Annotated in this window: 16 protein-coding genes, 5 tRNA genes and 1 rRNA gene; 19 read left to right on the forward strand and 3 right to left on the reverse strand. The window is 40.1% G+C overall.

Annotation, left to right across the window (positions count from 1 at the left end; translation table 11 throughout):
* Window positions 1–42: 42 nt before the first annotated feature.
* Window positions 43–1,296, reverse strand: a complete 1,254-nt coding sequence (locus LC454_RS18775) for an efflux RND transporter periplasmic adaptor subunit (protein ID WP_223583970.1) — start codon at window positions 1,294–1,296, stop codon at window positions 43–45.
* 324 nt (window positions 1,297–1,620) lie between these two features.
* Here LC454_RS18775 and LC454_RS18780 point away from each other — a divergent pair, with 324 nt between their 5' ends.
* From LC454_RS18780 to LC454_RS18795, 4 genes are all read left to right on the forward strand, one after another.
* Window positions 1,621–3,003: a TolC family protein gene (locus tag LC454_RS18780; protein WP_223583971.1), complete on the forward strand. Its 1,383-nt coding sequence runs from the start codon at window positions 1,621–1,623 to the stop codon at window positions 3,001–3,003.
* Between the two features lie 31 nt (window positions 3,004–3,034).
* Complete coding sequence (locus LC454_RS18785) at window positions 3,035–4,396, forward strand: sigma-54-dependent transcriptional regulator (RefSeq protein ID WP_223583972.1); 1,362 nt, start codon at window positions 3,035–3,037, stop codon at window positions 4,394–4,396.
* A gap of 3 nt (window positions 4,397–4,399) precedes the next feature.
* Entirely contained in the window at window positions 4,400–5,719 is a 1,320-nt protein-coding gene (locus LC454_RS18790) for a sensor histidine kinase (protein WP_223583973.1), read from the forward strand.
* 259 nt (window positions 5,720–5,978) lie between these two features.
* Window positions 5,979–6,506, forward strand: a complete 528-nt coding sequence (locus tag LC454_RS18795; RefSeq protein ID WP_223583974.1) for a hypothetical protein — start codon at window positions 5,979–5,981, stop codon at window positions 6,504–6,506.
* Window positions 6,507–6,713: 207 nt separating this feature from the next.
* On the opposite strand, the gene LC454_RS18800 is transcribed toward LC454_RS18795, so the two are convergent.
* Entirely contained in the window at window positions 6,714–7,877 is a 1,164-nt protein-coding gene (locus LC454_RS18800) for an outer membrane protein assembly factor (protein ID WP_223583975.1), read from the reverse strand.
* Window positions 7,878–8,202: 325 nt separating this feature from the next.
* On the opposite strand from LC454_RS18800, the gene LC454_RS18805 reads away from it, so the two are divergent.
* The 8 genes from LC454_RS18805 to nusG all read left to right on the forward strand — a co-directional run bounded on the left by LC454_RS18805 (window position 8,203) and on the right by nusG (window position 10,942).
* A tRNA-Thr gene (locus LC454_RS18805) sits at window positions 8,203–8,275 on the forward strand.
* 26 nt (window positions 8,276–8,301) lie between these two features.
* A tRNA-Tyr gene (locus LC454_RS18810) sits at window positions 8,302–8,382 on the forward strand.
* 49 nt (window positions 8,383–8,431) lie between these two features.
* A tRNA-Gly gene (locus tag LC454_RS18815) sits at window positions 8,432–8,504 on the forward strand.
* A gap of 95 nt (window positions 8,505–8,599) precedes the next feature.
* Window positions 8,600–8,671 (forward strand) — tRNA-Thr (locus tag LC454_RS18820).
* Between the two features lie 72 nt (window positions 8,672–8,743).
* Window positions 8,744–9,928, forward strand: coding sequence for an elongation factor Tu (tuf, locus tag LC454_RS18825; protein ID WP_120261630.1), 1,185 nt, complete (start codon window positions 8,744–8,746; stop codon window positions 9,926–9,928).
* A gap of 160 nt (window positions 9,929–10,088) precedes the next feature.
* A tRNA-Trp gene (locus LC454_RS18830) sits at window positions 10,089–10,159 on the forward strand.
* Window positions 10,160–10,182: 23 nt separating this feature from the next.
* Window positions 10,183–10,377, forward strand: a complete 195-nt coding sequence (gene secE, locus LC454_RS18835) for a preprotein translocase subunit SecE (protein WP_028072657.1) — start codon at window positions 10,183–10,185, stop codon at window positions 10,375–10,377.
* Between the two features lie 19 nt (window positions 10,378–10,396).
* Complete coding sequence (nusG, locus tag LC454_RS18840) at window positions 10,397–10,942, forward strand: transcription termination/antitermination protein NusG (RefSeq protein WP_046672242.1); 546 nt, start codon at window positions 10,397–10,399, stop codon at window positions 10,940–10,942.
* A gap of 223 nt (window positions 10,943–11,165) precedes the next feature.
* Here nusG and LC454_RS18845 read toward each other — a convergent pair whose 3' ends face one another.
* Window positions 11,166–11,258 carry a helix-turn-helix domain-containing protein gene (locus LC454_RS18845; RefSeq protein ID WP_262903102.1) on the reverse strand — a complete coding sequence of 31 codons (93 nt, stop codon included), beginning with the start codon at window positions 11,256–11,258 and terminating at the stop codon, window positions 11,166–11,168.
* Window positions 11,259–11,634: 376 nt separating this feature from the next.
* On the opposite strand from LC454_RS18845, the gene rplK reads away from it, so the two are divergent.
* The 7 genes from rplK (at window position 11,635) to LC454_RS18880 (ending at window position 24,352) form a co-directional block, all read left to right on the forward strand.
* On the forward strand, window positions 11,635–12,078 hold the full coding sequence (rplK, locus tag LC454_RS18850) for a 50S ribosomal protein L11 (RefSeq protein WP_028072660.1): 444 nt from the start codon (window positions 11,635–11,637) through the stop codon (window positions 12,076–12,078).
* Window positions 12,079–12,100: 22 nt separating this feature from the next.
* Window positions 12,101–12,799 (forward strand): 50S ribosomal protein L1, encoded by a 699-nt coding sequence (rplA, locus tag LC454_RS18855; RefSeq protein WP_046672240.1) that lies wholly within the window; start codon window positions 12,101–12,103, stop codon window positions 12,797–12,799.
* Between the two features lie 2 nt (window positions 12,800–12,801).
* Window positions 12,802–13,320 carry a 50S ribosomal protein L10 gene (gene rplJ / locus LC454_RS18860; RefSeq protein ID WP_223583976.1) on the forward strand — a complete coding sequence of 173 codons (519 nt, stop codon included), beginning with the start codon at window positions 12,802–12,804 and terminating at the stop codon, window positions 13,318–13,320.
* Between the two features lie 78 nt (window positions 13,321–13,398).
* Window positions 13,399–13,776 (forward strand): 50S ribosomal protein L7/L12, encoded by a 378-nt coding sequence (rplL, locus tag LC454_RS18865; RefSeq protein ID WP_002992785.1) that lies wholly within the window; start codon window positions 13,399–13,401, stop codon window positions 13,774–13,776.
* A gap of 168 nt (window positions 13,777–13,944) precedes the next feature.
* Window positions 13,945–17,754, forward strand: a complete 3,810-nt coding sequence (gene rpoB, locus LC454_RS18870) for a DNA-directed RNA polymerase subunit beta (RefSeq protein WP_223583977.1) — start codon at window positions 13,945–13,947, stop codon at window positions 17,752–17,754.
* A gap of 72 nt (window positions 17,755–17,826) precedes the next feature.
* A complete protein-coding gene (gene rpoC, locus LC454_RS18875) occupies window positions 17,827–22,104 on the forward strand; it encodes a DNA-directed RNA polymerase subunit beta' (RefSeq protein WP_223583978.1) in 4,278 nt (1,425 codons plus the stop codon).
* A 720-nt stretch (window positions 22,105–22,824) separates the two neighbouring features.
* Window positions 22,825–24,352: ribosomal RNA gene (locus LC454_RS18880) — 16S ribosomal RNA — on the forward strand.
* Window positions 24,353–24,396: the final 44 nt, after the last annotated feature.

The following is a 24,396-nucleotide window of genomic DNA, read 5'->3' on the forward strand; positions in this document are numbered from 1 at the left end:
AAGCCAGAGGTACCCCGCTGGCTTTATTTTGTCAATTTAAACTTACCTTTTAATACTTAATTCCTGTACTTTATCATATGTTTCGTAGCTTGATACGACTACCTTGTCTCCTGGTTGTAACCCTTTGATTACTTCATAGTATTCTGGATTCTGTCTGCCCAGTTGGATGTCAACACGATAGGCTGTATTTCCGTTTTTATCGAGTTTGAAGATCCAGTTGCCACCGGTCTGTTGATAGAAACCGCCTTTAGCTAATAACAATGCTTTTGTTTCATCACTTAGGGCGAGACGTATCTGCAAAGTCTGTCCACGGCGGATTCCTTTGGGTACTTCATTGATAAATTCCATATCGACTTGAAAGCGGCCATTGGTTACCTGTGTGTATACCTTTTTAATGCGAAGCTTGTAGGTTTTGTCACCAATGGAAAATTCGCCCTGAAGATCTGGGAAAATACGGTTGATATAATGCTCGTCAATATCAGCACGTATTTTAAATCCAGTCAATACATCGATCTGTCCCAAGCGTTCGCCCGCATTTTTGTTCTGTCCAATTTCGGCATCAAAAGCGGTTAACTGACCATCTACAGGTGACCGCACAATGAGGTCACCGATTTTCCGTTTCATTAATTCCAATGCACTTTGTGTACGTTGGTAAGTCTGTTTGTCCTGATTGGTTTTCTGAGCGTTGGATATTTCGTCTTGTTTTAGGATCTGTTTCGTTAGATTGACCCGTTCCTTTTGGTAATTATATTCATTTTTTGATTTTTCAAATTCCTGTGATCCAATGGCCTTTTCGTTAAGCAATTTCTGATTTAAACGATAGATCCGCTCCGCCTCTCTAAAAGCCTGTTCGACATCTGCCATCTGGTTACGGTTGTTAATAGATGCTTGTTGTGCATTGGTCTGTGCGATTTGCGACTGTGTCAAAAGGTTCAGTACCTGAGTTTCCTGTTGAACTAATGTGAGCTCCTGATCTGTATTGGATAGACGCATAATCGGATCACCTTTTTTTAAGACAGTACCATCTTCAACAAATTTTTCCTCCACACGACCACCTACAGATGCATCGAGATAGATGCTGCTGATCGGAAGCACTGTACCATTGATTGGAATGAATTCCTGAAAGCTACCATTTTTTATTTCGACAATAGAGATACGGTCAGCTTCTACGTTTAACTTGCTTTTTCCTGAGGTAAAGTAAAAGCTCGCCCCGATTAAACCAACTATGCCCGCAATCCCCGCAATGGTCATGATACGTTTGCTATTCCACTTCTTCTTTTCTAAAGGTCTGTCCATAATTTAATATCAATTTGCTATGTAACTATGAAAGCTGTGCCAATAATTTAACGTATTGATTTTTAGTTGTTTATTTTACGTATACCACTGTTCGGTGTTCGATAGCGGACACTTCATGTACGATGGCGTACAGCCTTGGTCTAATCTATGTTTTTTGCCGTTTATTTTTATTGTGTTTTAATAGGATTGTGTGGGTGTTCAATATCGGACAGTTAATTGTACGAACTTGGACATTGATCGTTCGTGGTTTTGTGTATATTGTTGATAATCAGAAATTTTATTGTTTGGCATGGGGATGGTCTGCTTGGAAAACAAAAAGTGGATATGAAGAGAATCTATATATATAGTACATTGTGTTTTTTGCTGACTTATATGAAAGTTGACGCACAGCAGACTGAACAAGGAACAGGTGAGAAGGATGTTGTAAAAGTAGAAACCGCCGTTAACGGAGATAAGCAGGAATCAAAACGCAGCTTGGCCGAATGTATCCAATTGGCGATAAAAGCCAATCCTACATTATTACAAAATGAATTAGCTGTTAGGCGTGCGGAGGTGAATCTTTCGCAAGCCAAATCGAATCGATTGCCTGATTTAAATGGACGTTTAGGCCATAGCCTTACTTCAGGACGTTCGGTTGATAATGCGACAAATCAGTATATTACTAGAAATAACTCATCTGGAAATTTTGGGTTGGATGCTAGTGTACCCGTTTTTAATGGATTTCGCATATTGAATGATATTCGGATGCGGGCGGATGCGAAAACGGCTGGAAAGCTTGAATTTGATTCGCAGGTCAACGCGTTGAAACTGGATGTTATTACGGCTTATATTCAAGTGTTAACAGCACAAGATGTGTTGAAGCAATCGGAGATGCAGACAGAGGTCACACGTGAACAGGTACGTCGTGCAGAATCTATGCAAAAGGAAGGAGCAATTAATCCCGGTGATTATTTTGATCTGAAAGGACAACTTGCTAACGATATCAATATGATCGAAAGCAATAAACAGAGACATTATACGAACCGTGTAAAGTTGGCCGGGTTTTTAAATGTAGACGAGGCACAATTGGGCGATTTACAAGCATTGGAATTAAAAGCTGATGCACAAGAATTGGAGGCTACAGCACTTTATAAATTGGCAACGGAGAGCCTACCAGATATTCCTGCACTGGAATGGAGGATTAAGGCTGCCGAAAAGAATATCAAAATAGCACAATCATCTTATTGGCCTTCTTTATCTTTAAACGGTGGGTTGAGCTCGAATTATTCCAAAAATGTAACGACAGGAGGTTATTGGTATCAGATGAAAAATAATCTTGGAAAGGCTGTATCATTAAATCTTTCAATCCCTGTTTTTAACAGATTTAAGGTTAAGAATGATGTTAAACTGGCTAAATTGGATTTGGAATCGAGTAAACTTCAACGCGAGATTGCGCTGAATAATTTAAGGGCCGAAACTGCGAATGCGGTTTTTAACCTGCAAAATGCCAGCAATACGATCACGCAATTGCAGGAGCAAAATACAAATTATGCTGAATCATTTCGTATCGCTAAGGTTGTCTTTGAATTGGGAAATAGTAATTCAGTCATATTTTTAACTGCAAAGACAAAATATGATAATAGCCAGATCCAATTGGTTGTCAAGCAGTATGAGTGGTTGCTACAAAAATATATCAATGATTATTACGCAGGCTCGTTAAATTTATAGTTATCTTAGTGTCTGAATGAAGCCAGGGAATATGAAAAAAGCATCTATTTTAGTAGTCGACGATGACCAAGATTTACTTACAGCAGCAAGGATCTTGCTAAAACCTAAAGTCAGCCATGTTCAGGTCGAATCTAATCCAGAGAACCTGATTGTGCATTTGGAGAAAATGCCTTATGACCTTGTGCTTCTGGATATGAATTTCAAAAGCACAATTAATACCGGAAATGAGGGGTTATATTGGTTGTCGCGGATTAAGGAAAAATTTCCGCAGGTTCATGTGATTATGATCACTGCCTATGGTGCGGTGGATCTGGCTGTAAAATCGCTGAAACAGGGTGCCGCTGATTTCGTGGTCAAGCCTTGGGAAAACGAGCATCTGTTGGCAACAATTGAAAGTACACTTGCTGAATCAAAAAATAAAGAGAAGAAAAATAAGAGTTCGCTGTTACGCTCCAGTAATAGCCCGGATCTGATCGGTAGCTCGGTGGTCATGGACGAACTGCAATATAAGCTTGAGAAAATAGCACCAACGGATGCCAATATCTTGATCTTGGGTGAAAATGGTACCGGTAAGGATTTGATTGCACAGGCTATTCAACGGCGCTCGTTGCGATCGGATCAGGTCTATGTGAAAGTAGACGTAGGTGCATTGACGGAGACTTTGTTTGAAAGTGAACTTTTCGGCTATAAAAAAGGGGCATTCACAGATGCACGGGAAGACCGTCAGGGACGTTTTGAAGCGGCAAACGGAGGAACGTTGTTTCTGGACGAAATCGGAAATATCTCCTTACAGCAACAGGCCAAACTATTGACTGTACTGCAAAATCGACAAGTTACACCGCTGGGCTCTTACCAACCGATACCTGTGGATATACGCCTAATCTCCGCAACAAATGTATCCCTTAAACACTTGGCTGACGAAAGCCGTTTTCGGAAGGATCTGATTTATCGGATCAATACCGTGGAAATTCAGGTTCCTCCTTTACGGGATAGGGGAGAAGATATTAGACTATTGGCGGCACATTTTCTGGATATCTATGCGAAGAAGTACAATAAACGGATAGAAGGATTTGAACCGGATGCCATAAAAAAGCTCTTTGCTTACCACTTTCCCGGAAATGTGCGTGAGTTGCAATACAGTATCGAACGGGCTGTTATCATGGCCGATCAAGTAAGTATTGCTGGAAATGATCTGTTTTTCTCTCCTATTGAGCAGCAAGCAGAACAGGTCGTTGTTGAATCCGTTCCTAGCAGTCAAAATCTGGAAGAGTTGGAGCGAAAAGCCATTAAGTCGGCCATCGAACGTTATAATGGAAATATAAGTAAGGCAGCAAAGGAACTGGGGCTTACCCGTGCGGCACTCTATAGGCGTTTGGAGAAATACGATATCTAGTCTATGAGACATGGAAAGATTTTAAATGTAATTAAGATTATTTTGCTGTTGGTAGCTGCGGTTGTGGGTGCCTACCTCTTAATGAAGCGTGAGTATGTACAAGCGTCTTTGATCTTTTGTATTATGCTCTATCTTGGCTTTAATCTATATGCCCAGTATAATTTTTTGGAGAGACAACTTGTGGAATTTGCTGAGGCAGTTAAATATCGCGATTTCACACGACGTTTTTTGGTGAAAAACCCAAAATCGGTTGAGGGACAGCTTTTTCTCGCTTTTAATCAAATTAACGAAACGTATAAGGAAATTAACATTAAACAGGAGATACAGCATCAGTACCTTGATCGTGTTATCAATATGCTTAACTCGGCTATTATCTTTTATGAAATGGATACGGGAAAAGTAATGTGGGTGAATGATGCCTTCAAACAGCTTTTTCATCTACCACACCTGGGGAATATTGCCGGCTTAAAAAAGAAAAATCCTGACCTTTATGAAAAGACCATGTTACTCGATAATGGGCGGCAACAAATGGAGTCTATTCAATCAAGTAAAGGAAAAATAAAATTGTTAATTCAGAGTTCTAGTTTTGAAACACAAGATGCTATATTTCGCATTGTCGTTTATCAAAATATCAACGAGGCTATTGACGAGACGGAGACAAAGGCCTGGCATAAATTATTGCGTGTACTGACACATGAGATCATGAATTCTATCGCGCCGATCAGTTCGTTGGCTGAAACACTCAACGGCCGTTTGGATCATTTCAGGGGACATGAGGACATTGATGATTTAAAAACTGGTATATCTACCATCAAACGTCGAAGCGAGGGGCTTTTACATTTTGCAAAAAGCTACCGCATGATCAACAAAGTGGATCAACCACGGGTGGCTCCGATTCAGGTTTCCCAATTATTTGAACATATCTATCAGTTGCTCGAGCCAACGTTAATTCAGAAAAATATTGATGTTGATATCATCTTAAAGAATACCCGGTTGGTACTGTATGCTGATGTCAACTTGATTGAGCAAGTTATTATCAATCTGATGCTAAATGCCATTGATGCAGTAAAGACCAGGGAGGAAGCTTATATCAGCTTGTCTGCACTGGAAATTGACGGAAGTGTGCAGATTCGTATCGAAGATAATGGTTCGGGGATTCCCGCTGATCTCCAGGAACAGATATTTACACCTTTTTTTACAACAAAGAAAACGGGAACAGGGGTTGGTCTGACCCTGAGCAAGCAAATTATGTTGCTGCATAAGGGTACGATCTTTCTCAATAGTATTGAGGGGGAGGGGAGTGCTTTTATACTCCAATTTTAGCGTATCATCTCAGTTACACTATATTTTTTACAGCCTTTCTCTGTATCCCGAATAGGGTTAAAATGACTTGTTCATGTCTTTGCGCTTGAATGTTCCATGTGAAATAATTAGTAAAAGCGGTATTGTGGTGTGTAAAACTAAGGTCAACTATTCTGGATTCTGAGTGAAATGATTTTATAGGATTGTAGTTGATGAAATACTACTACAGAGTGAGAATTTAATTGTATATCAGGGTAAATTTTTCGATGTTTGCAGCAAAATGAATTACCACCTGAAGTATTGGCGCCATTATTTCATCTCCCATAGCCGGCATGGGACACATTCTCCCTTTGTTTATAAATTGGTCGATGAAGTAATTTATCAGAAAGATGATCCTGATACGATCTTAAACTTGCCCCACGACATCAGGGCCGGGGGAAAGGCGGAGGAAAAAAAATATATACTAGTCGATCGTCTACTAAAGGCTTTTGCTTATGACCAGTTTGTGATTTTGACGGAAAAGCCCCTGGCAAGTTATGAGACACTATTTAAAGATAGGGTCGGGAGTTATTCTTTTCGGAAGATCTATTATGTAGATCAGATGAATCTTGACCTGAATTTGCTTACTTCTATCAATGAAAGGGATATGCTGATAGTGAACGAACCGCATTTGTCAACAGAACGTGAAGACTATTGGAATAAGCTAAAGGATGACGGTCGCGCAGTTGTCACCATAGATTTGTATCGAATTGGTTTGGTCTTTTTTAGAGCCGGACAACGTAAAGAAAATTTTCTGATCAGGTTTTAGCATTTTCGCTGTCCTTCATAAAGTCTTTAATGAATGTTTAATTAGGATATTGAAAGCCATCAACTTCGTGTTAATACTGGAGCGTGAGCAGGCTTTCAGTATGATGAATCCACTCGAAAAGGTGGACTTGACATGGATTCAAGGCGGGCAGTAAGAACCTTCATGCGTTCATAGCTATCGCTGCCCGTGAACGCATGAAGTCTTTATTTAAAAAGCCTCACTTAAGGATAGATAGAATCCTGACTGACGTTTCTCTCCAGCTCTTTGTTCACCATAAGAATAATCAAATCGAATACTACTATTATGCTCTAAACTAAAGAAGTAGCGCAATCCGCCGCCATAACTTGGCACATACCTACTGCTATTTTCTTTTGAAAAGGTTGATCCAATTCCCGAAAAACCGACAATGCCAAAACGAGGATGAAAACGATAACGTAATTCGGCTTGCGAAGCGAGGTAGTTTTTGTCACGATAACGGCCGAGGTAATATCCGCGCATCATCATATCACCACCAAGTTCACGGTAATTATAGAAAGGAATTGTTTTTCCGAATGTCGAACGAAAGATCCCCTGAAGGGCCAATGTGACTTTTTGATGTAATGGAATAAATCCGCGAAAGTCTAAATCTAGATTTGTTCCATTAAAGTCTTCTCTGGTCCATAATTTAGGTGCATAGGCCAGTCGTAATTTGGCATAATAACCACGTGTACTATAAGAAACATTGTCTCGGTTGTCAAATAACTGAGATACGCCGAGTAGCAATTGTTGCCCACCCTCTTTTCCAATGAGATTAGATTGGTTAAATATATGGTCGCTACTATCGCTACGGATCGAAAAATTATCGTACTGTATATTGATTCCGGAATACAGATTGTGGCCGATTTTTTTCTCCGCTTCCAATTTTACGCGAAATAACTTTTGGTCGACGCGTTCTTCATCGGCCTTCCATGTATCCATACCAATGCCATAATAATTAAATGGCCAGTTGCGGTAACGGATTTCACTGACAAAATGGTAGTCGTTATTTTTAGTCCAAAGATCAGTTTGAAATTTAAAATTTGACTGATGTTTGGATGTAAAGGTTCCCATCAATGTCATCGTGGAGGTGCGGATATAGGGGTCTGACCTGTCCAGGTAAAAATTATACGAGCTGGCTAATCCATATTCTACTCCTGTTTCTTGTGCATAGCCAACAGCGGGTAAAACCATAAAACTGCCTGAACGGGTCGAGTCCTTTTCGGCAGAAAGGAATTTTTTACTCAATTTTTGAATAATATTTTGAGCTTTCAAATCGCCTGTTCCGGCTATAAACAAGGCACAGAGCGCTGTATACCGGGTAAGTTTTGAAAGTGATTGCGGTAAAATTTGCATGCCCAAAGATAGTACATTAGGCAAATAACCAAAATAGGTAAATAAACAATTAAAAATTATTGTGCTGCATATCAGTATAATTGACAAAAAGTGTTGTTTTTTTTTGATAAATATTTTTGTAAAGTGAGTTTTGTGTCTATCTTTGCATCAGCAAACAAGGGAACAACGGTTCTTAACAACGAAGTTTGCTTAGTTCTTTAAATGAAAAAAAAGTAAAAAATAAACTTGCAATAATCAAAAGTAAATTCGATATTTGCACTCGCTGAAAAGATAAATATATCTGATTAGCGTTGATAGAACGTAAGTTATTTAAAAAATATTAGAAGCCTCTTTAGCTCAGCTGGTAGAGCAACTGACTTGTAATCAGTAGGTCATTGGTTCGATTCCGATAAGAGGCTCTAAATGTAACGAAAGTTACAGGTCTGGAGGGGTTCCAGAGCGGTCAAATGGGACGGACTGTAAATCCGTTGCTTCGGCTTCGAAGGTTCGAATCCTTCTCCCTCCACACTTTTTTTTAATTGGAGTTTAGATTTACTCTAGTTTCTAATTATTAAGCGGAAGTAGCTCAGTTGGTAGAGCGATAGCCTTCCAAGCTATAGGTCGCGAGTTCGAACCTCGTCTTCCGCTCAAATTTTTCAAGTATTAAATTTAGTCTCTATCTTCTTTGATAATAATGTATCTAAAGGTGGGGGCATTAATACGTAAATAAGGTTTTTTAGTAAGCCGAAGTAGCTCAGGGGTAGAGCACTTCCTTGGTAAGGAAGAGGTCGTGGGTTCAAATCCCATCTTTGGCTCGTACTTGTGTAAAAGTTAAGCAAGAGTATATAACAAATAGAAATAATTTATAATTACTAATTCGCATAAACATGGCAAAAGAGAAATTTGACCGTAGTAAACCACACTTAAACATTGGTACTATCGGTCACGTTGACCACGGTAAAACTACAACTACAGCTGCTATCACTAAAGTGTTGGCTGATAAAGGTTTGTCAGAAGCTCGTTCATTTGATTCAATTGACTCTGCTCCTGAAGAAAAAGAGCGTGGTATCACAATCAATACTGCACACGTAGAATATTCTACAGCTAACCGTCACTATGCACACGTTGACTGTCCAGGTCACGCTGACTACGTTAAGAACATGGTAACTGGTGCTGCTCAAATGGACGGTGCTATCATCGTAGTTGCTGCGACTGATGGTCCTATGCCTCAAACTCGTGAGCACATCTTGTTGGCTCGTCAGGTAGGTGTTCCTGCGTTAGTAGTATTCATGAACAAAACTGACTTAGTTGATGACTCTGAGTTGTTAGACTTAGTAGAAATGGAAGTTCGTGAGTTATTGTCATTCTACGAATTCCCAGGTGATGATATCCCTGTAATCAAAGGATCTGCTTTAGGTGCATTGAACGGTGAGCCTGAGTGGGTTGAGAAAATCATGGAATTAATGGATGCTGTTGATAACTACATTCCAATTCCTCCACGTTTAACTGAGTTACCTTTCTTGATGCCAGTAGAAGACGTATTCTCGATCACAGGTCGTGGTACAGTTGCTACAGGTCGTATCGAAAGAGGTGTAATCAACTCTGGTGATCCAGTTGAGATCTTAGGTATGGGTGCTGAGAACTTGAAATCTACAGTAACAGGTGTTGAGATGTTCCGTAAAATCTTAGATTACGGCGAGGCTGGTGATAACGTAGGTTTATTGTTACGTGGTATTGAGAAAACTGATATCAAACGTGGTATGGTTATTTGTAAACCAGGTTCAGTAACTCCTCACGATCATTTCAAAGCTGAGGTTTACGTATTGTCAAAAGCTGAAGGTGGTCGTCACACTCCATTCTTCAACAAATACCGTCCTCAATTCTATTTCCGTACAACTGACGTAACTGGAGAGATCTCTTTACCAGAAGGTACTGAAATGGTTATGCCAGGTGATAACGTTACAATCAGCGTGAAATTAATTTCTGCTATTGCAATGGAAAAAGGTCTACGTTTCGCTATCCGTGAGGGTGGTCGTACAGTAGGTGCTGGTCAGGTAACTGAAATCATCTAGTCTGTAAAGATCTAGAAAAATATAAAATAAGCTAATCGACTGAGGTTGATTAGCTTATTTTTTCGATAAACGATTTATCGGATTAGAATAAAAAAAAGTTAAAAAAGATTTGCAGAAAGTGGTTTAAAACACTATATTTGCATCACAAAATAAGAAATACACGGGCATAGTTTAAAGGTAGAACGAAGGTCTCCAAAACCTTTGGTCTGGGTTCGAGTCCTGGTGCCCGTGCTTATAAAAACAGATAAACTAAAATGGCAAAAGTACTTGATTTTTTTAAAGACTCTTATGTAGAGATCACTGAGAAAGTGACTTGGCCTACATGGTCTCAGTTGCAAAGTTCAGCTGTTATTGTGCTTGTTGCATCTCTTCTTATTGCATTGGTAGTCTTTGTAATGGATAAGGCTTCAAGTGTAGGGTTAGAGTTCTTGTACGGTATTGCTTCTTAATTTTCAATAGTATTTATTTATGGCAGATCAAGGTTTAAAATGGTACGTAGTTCGTGCTGTAAGTGGGAAAGAGAAGAAAGTAAAGCAATATATTGATGCCGAGGTTAGTCGTTTAGGTATTGAACACTTGATTCCTCAAGTGTTGATTCCAATGGAAAAATATTACTTGATGCGCGATGGTAAGAAGGTCGCTAAAGAACGTAACTACTACCCTGGATACGTTTTGTTAGAAGCGGCATTGGATGGAGAGTTGGAGCATATCATTAAGAATATCAATAGCGTAATTGGTTTCTTGGGAGATAAAGCTGGTAACGCTGTCCCTTTACGCCAAGCAGAAGTTAACCGTATCTTAGGTAAGGTTGATGAAATGGCTGAACAAGGTGAAACCATTAATGTTCCTTACTACGTTGGTGAAACTGTAAAAGTAAACGATGGTCCTTTTAACGGTTTTACAGGTGAAATTGAAGAGGTTCATGAAGACAAGAAGAAACTGATCGTCATGGTGAAGGTCTTCGGTCGTAAGACGCCACTTGAATTGAACTACATGCAAGTAGAAAAAGAGTAAGATTAGTAATTAACGATAGAGAAAAGCTTTCCATGAAAATTGGGAGGCTTTTTTTGCTTTTAGCCAAGAAGTGGGGCAGCGATTCTTTTTAAAGGCATCTTATTTGACTTTAAATAGTCCTACTGTCTTTTTTAAGCCAGCGATTGATATAAGATATAATAAGCTTAATAGGTTTTCTCCGGTAATGTCACTGGCTAATGAAGGTGGTAATAATTCGTAAACACTAATTCCAAAAGTAATCTGCTATTTTGTATAACTGATCTACTTTTATTTTAGTCTCATTCCGTTCTATTTTTGAATAAGCTGCCTGTGACATATCCAACACATAGGCAACTGCCTCTTGAGATATCCTTAGGCTCTCCCTCTTTTGTCAGATACGATCTTACCATGTCAAGCATGTTCTATAGTTTAGGGTTTGTGTTAATATCATATTGTAATTTTTGTTTTTGATGAGACGCGGACGAATAGGTTGTTCATATAAAATAAAAAGCCTTTGAGAGGTTTTGTAATTTTGGCTGGCTTTAGAAAAAAAACATAAATTCCTGAAAAATTAAAAGTTAGATACTTGCAGGATTCAAATCTTCTTATTAACTTTGCACCTCGGTTGGGGTGTTACGTCCTGATCGATGAATGTTACGTTATTTGCTTCCAACTTACTAACAGACATTTAACAAAATTAAATTCAAAACAAAATGGCAAAAGAAGTCAGTGCGTTAGTAAAATTACAAGTTAAGGGCGGAGCTGCGAATCCTTCACCTCCAGTAGGACCTGCATTAGGTGCTAAAGGTGTGAATATCATGGATTTCTGTAAGCAGTTTAACGCTCGTACGCAAGACAAACCAGGTCAAGTATTACCTGTTGTCATTACAGTTTACGCGGATAAGTCATTTGATTTTATCATCAAGACTCCACCGGTAGCAGTTCAGTTGAAAGACGCTGCTAAATTAAAAAGTGGATCTGGCGAGCCTAACCGTAAGAAGGTTGCGGCTATCACTTGGGAACAAGTTGAGACAATCGCTAAAGATAAAATGCCTGATTTAAATGCATTTACTGTAGAGGCTGCTATGAGAATGGTAGCTGGTACAGCACGTAGTATGGGTATTACTGTATCCGGTAATGCTCCTTGGAACAATTAATTAAGAAATCAATTTAAGAAAAGTGGCTAGATTAACAAAAAATCAAAAAGCGGCACTATCCAAAATTGAAGCTGGTAAAGCATACTCTTTAAAAGAAGCTTCGGCTTTAGTTAAAGAAATCTCATTGACCAAATTTGATGCTTCTGTGGATATCGACGTTCGTTTGGGCGTAGATCCTCGTAAAGCAAATCAAATGGTGCGTGGTATTGCAACATTACCTCACGGTACTGGTAAAACTGTTCGCGTTTTAGTTTTGTGTACTCCTGATAAGGAAGAAGAAGCTAAAGCAGCAGGTGCAGATTACGTAGGTTTAGATGATTACATCAGCAAAATTGAAGGTGGTTGGACTGACGTTGATATCATTATTACTATGCCTAGTGTTATGGCTAAAGTTGGTAAATTGGGTCGTATTTTAGGTCCAAGAAACTTGATGCCTAACCCTAAAACTGGTACAGTTACAACAGAAGTTGGTAAAGCTGTAACAGATGTAAAAGGTGGTAAGATCGATTTCAAAGTTGACAAAACCGGTATCATCCATACTTCTATTGGTAAAGCGTCGTTCGATGCAGATAAAATATATGATAACGCATTAGAGGTATTACAAACTCTAGCACGTTTGAAACCATCTGCAGCTAAAGGAACTTACTTTAAAAGTATTCACATTTCCTCAACTATGAGTCCTGGTATTCATATTGAGACTAAATCAGTAGCAGGTATTTAATCATGAGAAAAGAAGAAAAACAAGAAATTGTTCAAGCTTTGGCCGAACAGATTAAATCTTACGGTAACTTCTATATTGCCGATACTGCTGAGTTGTCAGTTGAAAAAGTGAATAACATTCGTCGTAAATGTTTTGAGCAAGGTATCGAAATTAAAGCTGTTAAAAACACTTTAATTAAGAAAGCATTGATCGAAGCTGGTGTTGAAGAAGAAGATATTTTTGGAACGCTTAAAGGTGCGTCTACAATGATGTTTTCTGAAGTCGCTAATGCACCTGCAAAATTGATCAAAGAATTGCGCAAAACAGGTGAGAAACCGTTGTTAAAGGCGGCTTTCATTGAGGCAACAGCATTCGTAGGAGATAATCAATTAACTGCATTAGTTAATCTTAAATCTAAAAACGAACTTATTGCTGACGTTATCGCGGCATTGCAGTCACCTGCGAAAAATGTTATTTCGGCTCTTCAATCAGGAGGAAATACTGTTGCAGGTTTAGTAAAAGCTTTAGAAGAAAGAGGTTAACGAATCCTCTAGAACAGAATTATTCGTTACAATTTAATTAACAATTTTTACAAAGTACATTCAAAAATTCAAAATAAAATGGCAGATTTAAAACAACTTGCTGAACAGTTAGTTAACTTAACAGTAAAAGAAGTTAAAGAATTAGCTGATATCTTAAAAGACGAGTATGGCATCGAGCCTGCTGCTGCTGCTGTTGCTGTAGCTGCTGCTCCAGCTGAAGGTGGTGCTGCTGCTGCAGAAGAGAAAACTTCATTTGACGTTATCTTGAAAGAAGCTGGTGGTCAAAAATTAGCTGTAGTTAAATTGGTTAAAGATTTAGCTGGATTAGGCTTGAAAGAAGCTAAAGATTTAGTTGACGGAGCACCTAAAGAATTGAAAGCTGGTGTATCTAAAGACGAAGCAGAAGCTTTGAAAAAACAATTAGAAGAAGCTGGTGCTGTTGTTGAGATTAAATAATCTCAACTAATTAGCCCGAAAAGGTTTAGACTCTGACGATTTTTCGTCAGAGTCTATTCCTATTTATATCAATACGCCACTATGCTGTGTATATGCTGGGCACAGTGGACATGTGGTTTACAGCATGCATGTAAGCGCAGTTTTTTTAAAACTAAAATTCATATTCCCTTGGCAAACAATAATATTCAACAAGAAAGAATAAACTTTGCAACAAGTAAGAAAGTATTGGAATATCCAGATTTCTTAGATGTGCAATTGGAATCTTTCAAGGAGTTTTTTCAATTAGAAACTACTTCTGACAACCGCCATCAGGAAGGGCTGTTCAAGGTATTCTCGGAAAACTTCCCTATTTCTGATTCAAGAAACATTTTTGTGCTAGAGTTTTTGGATTATTTCATTGATCCACCACGTTATGATATCCAAGAGTGTATCGAACGCGGCTTGACTTATAGCGTTCCTTTAAAGGCTAAGTTAAAGTTATCTTGTAATGATGAAGAACACGAAGATTTCGAAACTATTGTTCAGGATGTATATTTAGGGACTATCCCTTATATGACTCCTAAAGGTACTTTCGTGGTAAATGGTGCAGAGCGTGTCATCGTATCGCAATTACACCGTTCACCGGGCGTTTTCTTTGGTCAAAGTAGACACACAAATGGTACTAAACTTTATTCTGCAAGGGTAATTCCTTTCAAAGGGTCTTGGATCGAATTCGCTACAGACGTAAACAACGTCATGTACGCTTATATCGACCGTAAAAAGAAATTCCCAGTAACTACCTTATTGCGTGCGATCGGTTACGATTCAGATAAAGATATCCTAGAATTGTTTGACCTAGCTGATGAAGTAAAAGTTAGTAAATCTGGTCTTAAGAAATATGTTGGCCGTCGTCTTGCGGCTAGGGTATTAAAAAAATGGGTAGAAGATTTCGTGGATGAGGATACTGGTGAAGTAGTATCTATCGACCGTAACGAAATTATCCTTGAACGTGAAACTGTTCTAGAAGAAGATCACATTGATTTGATTATCGAAGCTGGCGTTAAGTCTATTATCTTAGCGAAAGACGATGAGTCAAATAATGCAGATTATTCTATTATATATAATACTTTACAAAAAGATACTTCCAATTCAGAAAAAGAGGCGGTAGAGCATATCTATCGTCAATTGCGTAACGCTGAACCACCAGATGAGGAAACTGCTCGTGGTATCATCGATCGTTTGTTCTTCTCTGATAAACGTTATGACTTAGGTGATGTAGGTCGTTACCGTATCAACCGTAAGTTGAAATTGGGTACACCGGATGAGACCAAGGTCTTGACGCGTGAAGATATCATTGCAATCGTGAAGTATTTGATCAACTTGATCAACTCCAAAGCTGAGGTGGATGATATTGACCACTTGTCAAATCGTCGTGTACGTACAGTTGGTGAGCAATTATATGCTCAATTTGGTGTAGGTCTATCTCGTATGGCGCGTACAATCCGTGAGCGTATGAACATCAGAGATAACGAGGTGTTTACACCAACGGATTTGATTAATGCACGTACTTTATCGTCAGTAATCAATTCGTTCTTCGGTACCAACCAGTTATCTCAGTTCATGGACCAAACTAACCCTCTTGCTGAAATTACGCACAAACGTCGTTTGTCAGCCTTAGGTCCAGGTGGTCTTTCTCGTGAGCGCGCAGGTTTCGAGGTTCGTGACGTTCACTATACACACTACGGTCGTCTTTGTACAATCGAAACACCAGAGGGACCAAACATCGGTTTGATTTCTTCTTTGGCTGTACATGCAAAAATCAACCATTTAGGTTTTATTGAAACTCCTTACCGTAAGGTAAAAGATGGTGTTGTTGTTGTAGACCAACCTGTGGTATACTTGTCAGCTGAGGATGAAGATGGTAAAACAATTGCGCAAGCAAATGCTTTGTATGATGACAAAGGTAATTTTGAAGATGCAAAAGTAAAAGCCAGATACGAAGGTGACTTTCCAATTATCGAGCCCGAAATGCTTGACTATATGGACGTTGCTCCAAACCAAATTACATCTATTGCGGCTTCATTGATTCCTTTCTTGGAGCACGATGATGCCAACCGTGCATTGATGGGATCCAACATGCAACGTCAGGCTGTGCCTGTATTGCGTCCGCAGGCTCCTATCGTAGGTACTGGTCTTGAAGGTCGTGTAGCGAAAGATTCACGTACATTGATCAATGCCGAAGGTCATGGTGTGGTTGAATATGTAGATGCTGATGAAATTAAAATCCGTTACGACAGAAACGATGATGATCGTTTAGTATCATTTGATGATGATGTCAGAACATATAAATTGATCAAATTCAAGAAAACTAACCAGAATACTTGTATGAACTTGAAGCCTATCATTAAGAAAGGTCAACGAGTTGAACCAGGACAGGTATTGTGTGAAGGTTATGCTACTGAAAATGGTGAATTAGCATTAGGTCGTAACTTAAAAGTAGCGTTCATGCCTTGGCAAGGATATAACTTTGAGGATGCGATCGTAATTTCTGAGCGTGTAGCAAAAGAAGACTGGTTTACTTCTCTTCACATTGAAGAATTCGAACTTGAAGTTCGTGATACAAAACGTGGTGAAGAAGAGTTAACAGCTGATATTCCTAACGTATCTGAAGAAGCGACAAAAGACTTAGATGAAAACGGTATTATCCGTATTGGTGCTGAAGTTGGTGGTGGTGATATCTTGATTGGTAAAATCACGCCTAAAGGTGAGTCTGACCCTTCTCCAGAGGAGAAATTATTACGGGCAATCTTTGGTGACAAAGCTGGTGACGTGAAAGATGCTTCATTGAAAACTCCACCTTCATTAAAAGGTGTTGTTATCGATACGAAGTTATTCTCTCGTGCGAAGAAAATGTCTAAAGAAGTTGAACGTAAAACTTTAGAGAAATTAGAGGTTGCTCACGATAGAGCTGTTAAATCATTGAAAGACCGTTTGGTAGAGAAATTATTCATTGTAGTGAATGGTAAAACAAGCCAAGGTGTATACAATGTATATAAAGAGTTGTTAGTTGCTAAAGGTGCTAAGTTTACCCAAAAAATCTTAGCTGAATTAGAATACAACAACATCAACCCAATGGGATGGACAACTGACGAAGATAAAAACGAGTTGATCAAAATGGCCCTTCATAATTACAATATTAAAATTAATGAAGAATTAGGTTCATTCAAACGTGATAAATTCGCAGTATCTGTTGGGGATGAGCTTCCATCTGGAATCGTGCAGATGGCGAAAGTTTACGTAGCTAAGAAACGTAAATTGAAAGTAGGGGATAAGATGGCAGGTCGTCACGGTAATAAAGGTATTGTTGCACGTATTGTACGTGATGAGGATATGCCATTCTTGGAAGATGGTACTCCGGTTGATATCGTGTTGAACCCATTAGGGGTACCTTCACGGATGAACTTGGGTCAGATCTATGAAACCGTATTAGGTTGGGCTGGTCAAAAATTGGGTATTAAATTTGCTACACCAATCTTTGACGGTGCTGAGATGGATCAAGTACAAGACTGGGTTGCGAAAGCTGGTTTGCCAAAATCCGGTCGTACATATTTGTACAATGGATTGACAGGTGACCGTTTCGATCAACCAACAACAGTAGGTGTAATCTACATGTTGAAATTAGGTCACATGGTTGATGATAAAATGCACGCACGTTCAATCGGTCCTTACTCATTGATCACACAACAACCTCTGGGTGGTAAAGCACAATTCGGTGGTCAGCGTTTTGGTGAGATGGAGGTTTGGGCACTGGAAGCATTCGGTGCATCTAACATCCTTCAAGAGATCTTGACCGTGAAATCGGATGACGTAGTGGGTCGTGCCAAAACTTACGAAGCAATCGTTAAGGGCAACAACCTTCCGACACCATCGGTGCCAGAATCGTTCAACGTATTGGTACACGAGTTGCGCGGATTGGGTCTAGATATCACATTGGATTAATTAAGCAATTAGGGCTTTGAAGGACCGCGGTTCTTCAAAGCTTCTCTATAAAGCTTTAACTTTTGAATAAGTATGTCTTACAAAAAAGATAATAAAATTAAAAGCAACTTCACTTCGATTACGATCAGCTTGGCTTCTCCAGAAACTATTTTGGAGCGTTCAAGTGGTGAAGTTACAAAACCAGAAACGATTAACTATCGTACCTACAAACCAGAACGTGATGGTTTATTCTGTGAGCGTATTTTTGGTCCTGTAAAGGATTACGAATGTCACTGTGGTAAATACAAACGTATCCGTTATAAAGGTATCGTGTGTGACCGTTGTGGTGTTGAGGTAACAGAGAAAAAAGTACGTCGTGAGCGTATGGGACACATCAACTTGGTGGTTCCTGTAGCACACATCTGGTACTTCCGTTCTCTTCCTAATAAAATCGGTTATTTGTTAGGACTTCCTACCAAGAAACTGGATATGATCATTTACTATGAACGTTATGTCGTTATCCAAGCTGGTATCAAGGAAGAAGATGGTATCAACTTTATGGACTTCTTGACTGAAGAAGAATATTTAGATATTTTAGATACCTTACCAAAAGAAAATCAATATTTAGACGACAACGATCCTCAGAAATTCGTTGCTAAGATGGGTGCTGAGGCTTTGGAAGATTTGTTGAAACGTATTGATTTGGATCAATTGTCTTACGATTTACGTCACCAAGCTGCTAACGAGACTTCTCAACAACGTAAAAATGAAGCGTTAAAACGTCTTCATGTTGTTGAAGCTTTCCGTAGCTCACGTGAAAACATCGAGAATCGTCCTGAATGGATGATCGTGAAGATTGTTCCTATCATTCCACCAGAATTACGCCCATTGGTGCCTTTGGATGGTGGTCGTTTTGCGACTTCGGATTTGAACGATTTATACCGTCGTGTTATTATCCGTAACAACCGTCTAAAACGTTTGATCGAGATCAAAGCACCAGAGGTAATCTTACGTAACGAAAAACGTATGCTTCAAGAGGCGGTGGACTCTTTGTTTGACAACTCACGTAAAGTGAATGCTGTTAAGACAGAAGGTAACCGTGCATTGAAGTCATTATCTGATATTTTAAAAGGTAAACAAGGTCGTTTCCGTCAAAACTTATTAGGTAAACGTGTGGATTATTCAGCTCGTTCGGTAATTGTTGTAGGCCCTCACTTGAAATTACACGAGTGTGGTCTTCCTAAAGATATGGCGGCTGAGCTTTACAAACCATTCATCATTCGTAAAATGATCGAGCGTGGTATTGTAAAAACAGTAAAATCCGCTAAGAAAATCGTAGATCGTAAAGATCCTGTTGTATGGGATATCCTTGAAAACGTATTGAAAGGTCACCCTGTATTACTTAACCGTGCGCCTACGCTTCACCGTTTGGGTATTCAAGCTTTCCAACCTACTTTGGTTGAGGGTAAAGCGATTCAGTTACACCCATTGGTTTGTACAGCGTTCAACGCCGATTTTGACGGTGACCAGATGGCAGTTCACTTACCTTTAGGTAATGCTGCAGTTTTGGAAGCCCAAATCTTGATGTTGGCAGCACATAATATCTTAAACCCTGCGAACGGTTCACCGATCACCGTGCCATCTCAAGACATGGTATTGGGTCTTTACTATATTACTAAAGGCCGTAAAACTGCTGGTGACCATATCGTAAGAGGTCAAGATATGACTTTCTATTCAGCTGAAGAGGTTATCATTGCTTTAAATGAGAAGCAAATTGACCTTCACGCTTGGATTAAAGTAAAAACAAAAATTAGACAAAAAGATGGTAGCATCGTTGATACCTTATTAGAGACAACTGTAGGTCGTGTGATCTTCAACCAAGTTGTTCCTGAGGAAATGGGATTTGTCAATGAATTGCTGACTAAAAAATCTTTGCGTAATATCATCGGTGAGATTGTGAAGACTACGGGTATGGCTCGTGCAGCACAATTCTTGGATGATATGAAAGAGTTAGGATATCAAACAGCCTTCAAAGGTGGTCTTTCTTTCAACTTGGAAGATTTGAACATTCCTGCTGCGAAAGCTGAGTTGATCCAACAAGCAACAAACGAAGTTGAGGAAGTAATGAGCAACTATAACATGGGTTTCATTACGAACAACGAACGTTATAACCAAATCATCGATATCTGGACACGTATCAACAACAGATTGACTGCGCACGTAATGGATATTCTTTCCAACGATAACCAAGGTTTCAACTCAGTTTATATGATGTTGGATTCTGGAGCCCGTGGTTCGAAAGAGCAGATTCGTCAGTTGTGTGGTATGCGTGGTTTGATGGCGAAACCTCAAAAATCCGGTACTTCAGGTGGTGAGATTATTGAGAACCCGATCTTGTCGAACTTTAAAGAAGGTTTGTCCGTATTAGAGTATTTTATCTCTACCCACGGTGCGCGTAAAGGTCTTGCCGATACAGCCTTGAAAACGGCTGATGCGGGTTACTTGACCCGTCGTTTACATGACGTCGCTCAGGATATGATCGTTGTTGAACAAGATTGTGGTGGTTTACGTGGTATTTACACAACAGCATTGAAAGATAATGATGATGTTGTTGAACCATTATTCGATCGTATCTTAGGTCGTACTCCATTACATGATGTATTCCATCCGGAGACAGAGGAGTTGATCGTTTCTGCAAATGAAGATATCACTGAGGAAATTGCTGAGGTTATCGAAAAAGCAGGTATTGAGGGTATCGAAATTCGTACTGTATTAACTTGTGAATCGAAACGTGGTGTGTGTGCTTGTTGTTATGGTCGTAACTTGGCATCTGGTAAACGTGTTCAATTGGGTGAAGCTGTCGGTGTTATCGCAGCACAATCAATCGGTGAGCCAGGTACACAGTTGACACTTCGTACGTTCCACGTGGGTGGTACGGCATCAAATATCGCCGCTGACTCAAGCATCATTTCTAAATACGATGGTAAAATCGAATTTGAAAATGTGCGTACCGTTTCGCAAACAAATGACAATGGTACACATCAGGTAGTCTTAGGACGTTCTGGTGAGGTTAAGATCATTGATGCACATAATAAGATTGTATTCCAACAAAATATCCCTTATGGTTCACAGTTGTTCGTTGAGGATGGCGGTACAGTAGCTAAAGGTGATAAATTGGTAGAGTGGGATCCATATAACGCAGTAATTATCTCTGAATTTGCTGGTAAAGTTGAGTTTGATGCAATCATCGAAGGTGTTACCTTCCGTGAGGAATCAGATGAACAAACTGGTCACAAAGAGAAAGTAATTATTGAAACTCGTGATAAAACGAAAAACCCATCCATCAAGATTCTTGATAAATCCGGAGAGGTTATCCGTACGTACAATATCCCAGTAGGTGCCCACGTTGCTGTTGCTAACGGTGTGACTGTTAAAGAAGGTGGTATCTTAGTTAAGATTCCTCGTTCTACTGGTAAAACACGAGATATCACAGGTGGTCTTCCACGTGTAACCGAGTTGTTCGAAGCACGTAACCCTTCTAACCCAGCTGTTGTAACAGAAATCGACGGTGTGGTAACATTAGGTGGTGTGAAACGTGGTAACCGTGAGATGTCGATTGAATCACGTGATGGTCAAATCAAGAAATACTTGGTACCACTTTCTAAACATATCCTTGTTCAGGATAATGACTTTGTGAAAGCAGGTATGCCATTATCGGATGGTTCGATCTCTCCAGCGGATATCTTATCTATTAAAGGACCTTCAGCGGTACAACATTACATCGTGAATGGTATCCAAGAGGTATACCGTCTCCAAGGTGTGAAGATCAACGATAAACACTTTGAAACGATTGTTCACCAGATGATGCAAAAAGTTAACATTGAGGATCCAGGAGATACACGTTTCTTAGAGAAAGAAGCAGTAAACAAATGGGACTTCATGGAAGAGAATGATTCCTTGTTCGACAAGAAAGTCGTTGTTGATGCCGGAGATTCCAATAGCTTACGTCCAGGACAGATCGTTTCTTTACGTAAGTTGAGAGAGGAAAACTCAAGCTTGAAACGTCGTGACTTAAAACTTGTAGAGGTGCGTGAAGCAATTCCAGCGACTTCAAGTCCATTGTTGCAAGGTATCACTAGAGCATCATTAGGTACCAAATCGTTTATCTCTGCTGCCTCTTTCCAAGAGACAACAAAAGTATTGAATGAAGCTGCTATCGCAGGTAAACGTGACAACTTGTTAGGTTTGAAAGAAAACGTAATCGTTGGTCACTTGATTCCTTCAGGTACAGGTATCCGTCAGTACAGCAACCTAATTGTCGGTTCTCGCGAAGAGTACGATCAATTGTTGGCTTCGAAAGAAGAAGATTAATCTATCATAGATTATTTTATATAGAGAGGTCCAGGCGTATGTCTGGACCTTTTTTGTTTCTATAGCGACTTTATATGGTATAAAAGAACGTAGTCAATAGTATTTAGTTGTCCTTTTAGCTGTGAAATTGTTTGTTAAGGGAGGGGGGCGAACTGAAATCTATAGCAAGCAGCTTGGCCGTTTAATTGGTTAATTTAACCTGATTGGACGGTTTACAGCATATCTGTCTTAAATGAATCGTTCAATGTTACAGTTAGTTAACCTTAATATTAAAAAATAATAAACAAAAGGCTTGGAAGTTTGTTAGTAATCTCCCTATCTTTGCACCACTCCGCAAGGGAGGGACGGTTACTTCGGAAGAGGTGATCATGAAAAAAAGAAGGGTTTAACGGAAGTTAGGCGCGGAAATCGGGAAAGAGAAAAAGAAAAAAAACTTCAAAAGTTTTTTGGAATTTCAAAAAAGATTTCTACCTTTGCAGTCCCAACGGAAACGGAGGGAAACAAAAAAAGATAAAGAGGAGCGCAATGCTCATCAGAATATAGCGGATACGGAAGTTGAAGCGAGATAAGTTCTTTAAGAAAACACAATCATGTAAGCGTGACGAGTAGATAAAACGAAAGTCATGAACAAATTCAAGAATTAGTTCAATTCGATCCAAGATCAGAGATATAAAAAAGAATTCTGATTATGTAAATAGTTGGAATCAAAAACTTCATTTTACAATGGAGAGTTTGATCCTGGCTCAGGATGAACGCTAGCGGCAGGCCTAATACATGCAAGTCGGACGGGATCCATTGGTAGCTTGCTATCAATGGTGAGAGTGGCGCACGGGTGCGTAACGCGTGAGCAACCTACCTCTATCAGGGGGATAGCCTCTCGAAAGAGAGATTAACACCGCATAATATAATGTACCGGCATCGGGATATTATTAAATATTTATAGGATAGAGATGGGCTCGCGTGACATTAGCTAGTTGGTAGGGTAACGGCTTACCAAGGCGACGATGTCTAGGGGCTCTGAGAGGAGAATCCCCCACACTGGTACTGAGACACGGACCAGACTCCTACGGGAGGCAGCAGTAAGGAATATTGGTCAATGGGCGGAAGCCTGAACCAGCCATGCCGCGTGCAGGATGACTGCCCTATGGGTTGTAAACTGCTTTTGTCCAGGAATAAACCTAGATACGTGTATCTAGCTGAATGTACTGGAAGAATAAGGATCGGCTAACTCCGTGCCAGCAGCCGCGGTAATACGGAGGATCCGAGCGTTATCCGGATTTATTGGGTTTAAAGGGTGCGTAGGCGGCCTATTAAGTCAGGGGTGAAATACGGTGGCTCAACCATCGCAGTGCCTTTGATACTGATGGGCTTGAATCCATTTGAAGTGGGCGGAATAAGACAAGTAGCGGTGAAATGCATAGATATGTCTTAGAACTCCGATTGCGAAGGCAGCTCACTAAGCTGGTATTGACGCTGATGCACGAAAGCGTGGGGATCGAACAGGATTAGATACCCTGGTAGTCCACGCCCTAAACGATGATAACTCGATGTTGGCGATAGACAGCCAGCGTCTTAGCGAAAGCGTTAAGTTATCCACCTGGGGAGTACGCCCGCAAGGGTGAAACTCAAAGGAATTGACGGGGGCCCGCACAAGCGGAGGAGCATGTGGTTTAATTCGATGATACGCGAGGAACCTTACCCGGGCTTGAAAGTTAGTGAAGAGACCAGAGACGGTCTCGTCCTTCGGGACACGAAACTAGGTGCTGCATGGCTGTCGTCAGCTCGTGCCGTGAGGTGTTGGGTTAAGTCCCGCAACGAGCGCAACCCCTATGTTTAGTTGCCAGCATGTAATGGTGGGGACTCTAAACAGACTGCCTGTGCAAACAGTGAGGAAGGTGGGGACGACGTCAAGTCATCATGGCCCTTACGTCCGGGGCTACACACGTGCTACAATGGATGGTACAGCGGGCAGCTACATAGCAATATGATGCTAATCTCTAAAAGCCATTCACAGTTCGGATTGGGGTCTGCAACTCGACCCCATGAAGTTGGATTCGCTAGTAATCGCGTATCAGCAATGACGCGGTGAATACGTTCCCGGGCCTTGTACACACCGCCCGTCAAGCCATGAAAGTTGGGGGTACCTAAAGCATGTGACCGCAAGGAGCGTGTTAGGGTAAAACCGATAATTGGGGCTAAGTCGTAACAAGGTAGCCGTACCGGAAGGTGCGGCTGGAATACCTCCTTTCTAGAGTATCGCGGATCGATGCTCGTCACGTACATATGATTGAA

Origin of the sequence: Sphingobacterium sp. GVS05A (assembly GCF_019969845.1) — a bacterium.
GTDB lineage: Bacteria > Bacteroidota > Bacteroidia > Sphingobacteriales > Sphingobacteriaceae > Sphingobacterium.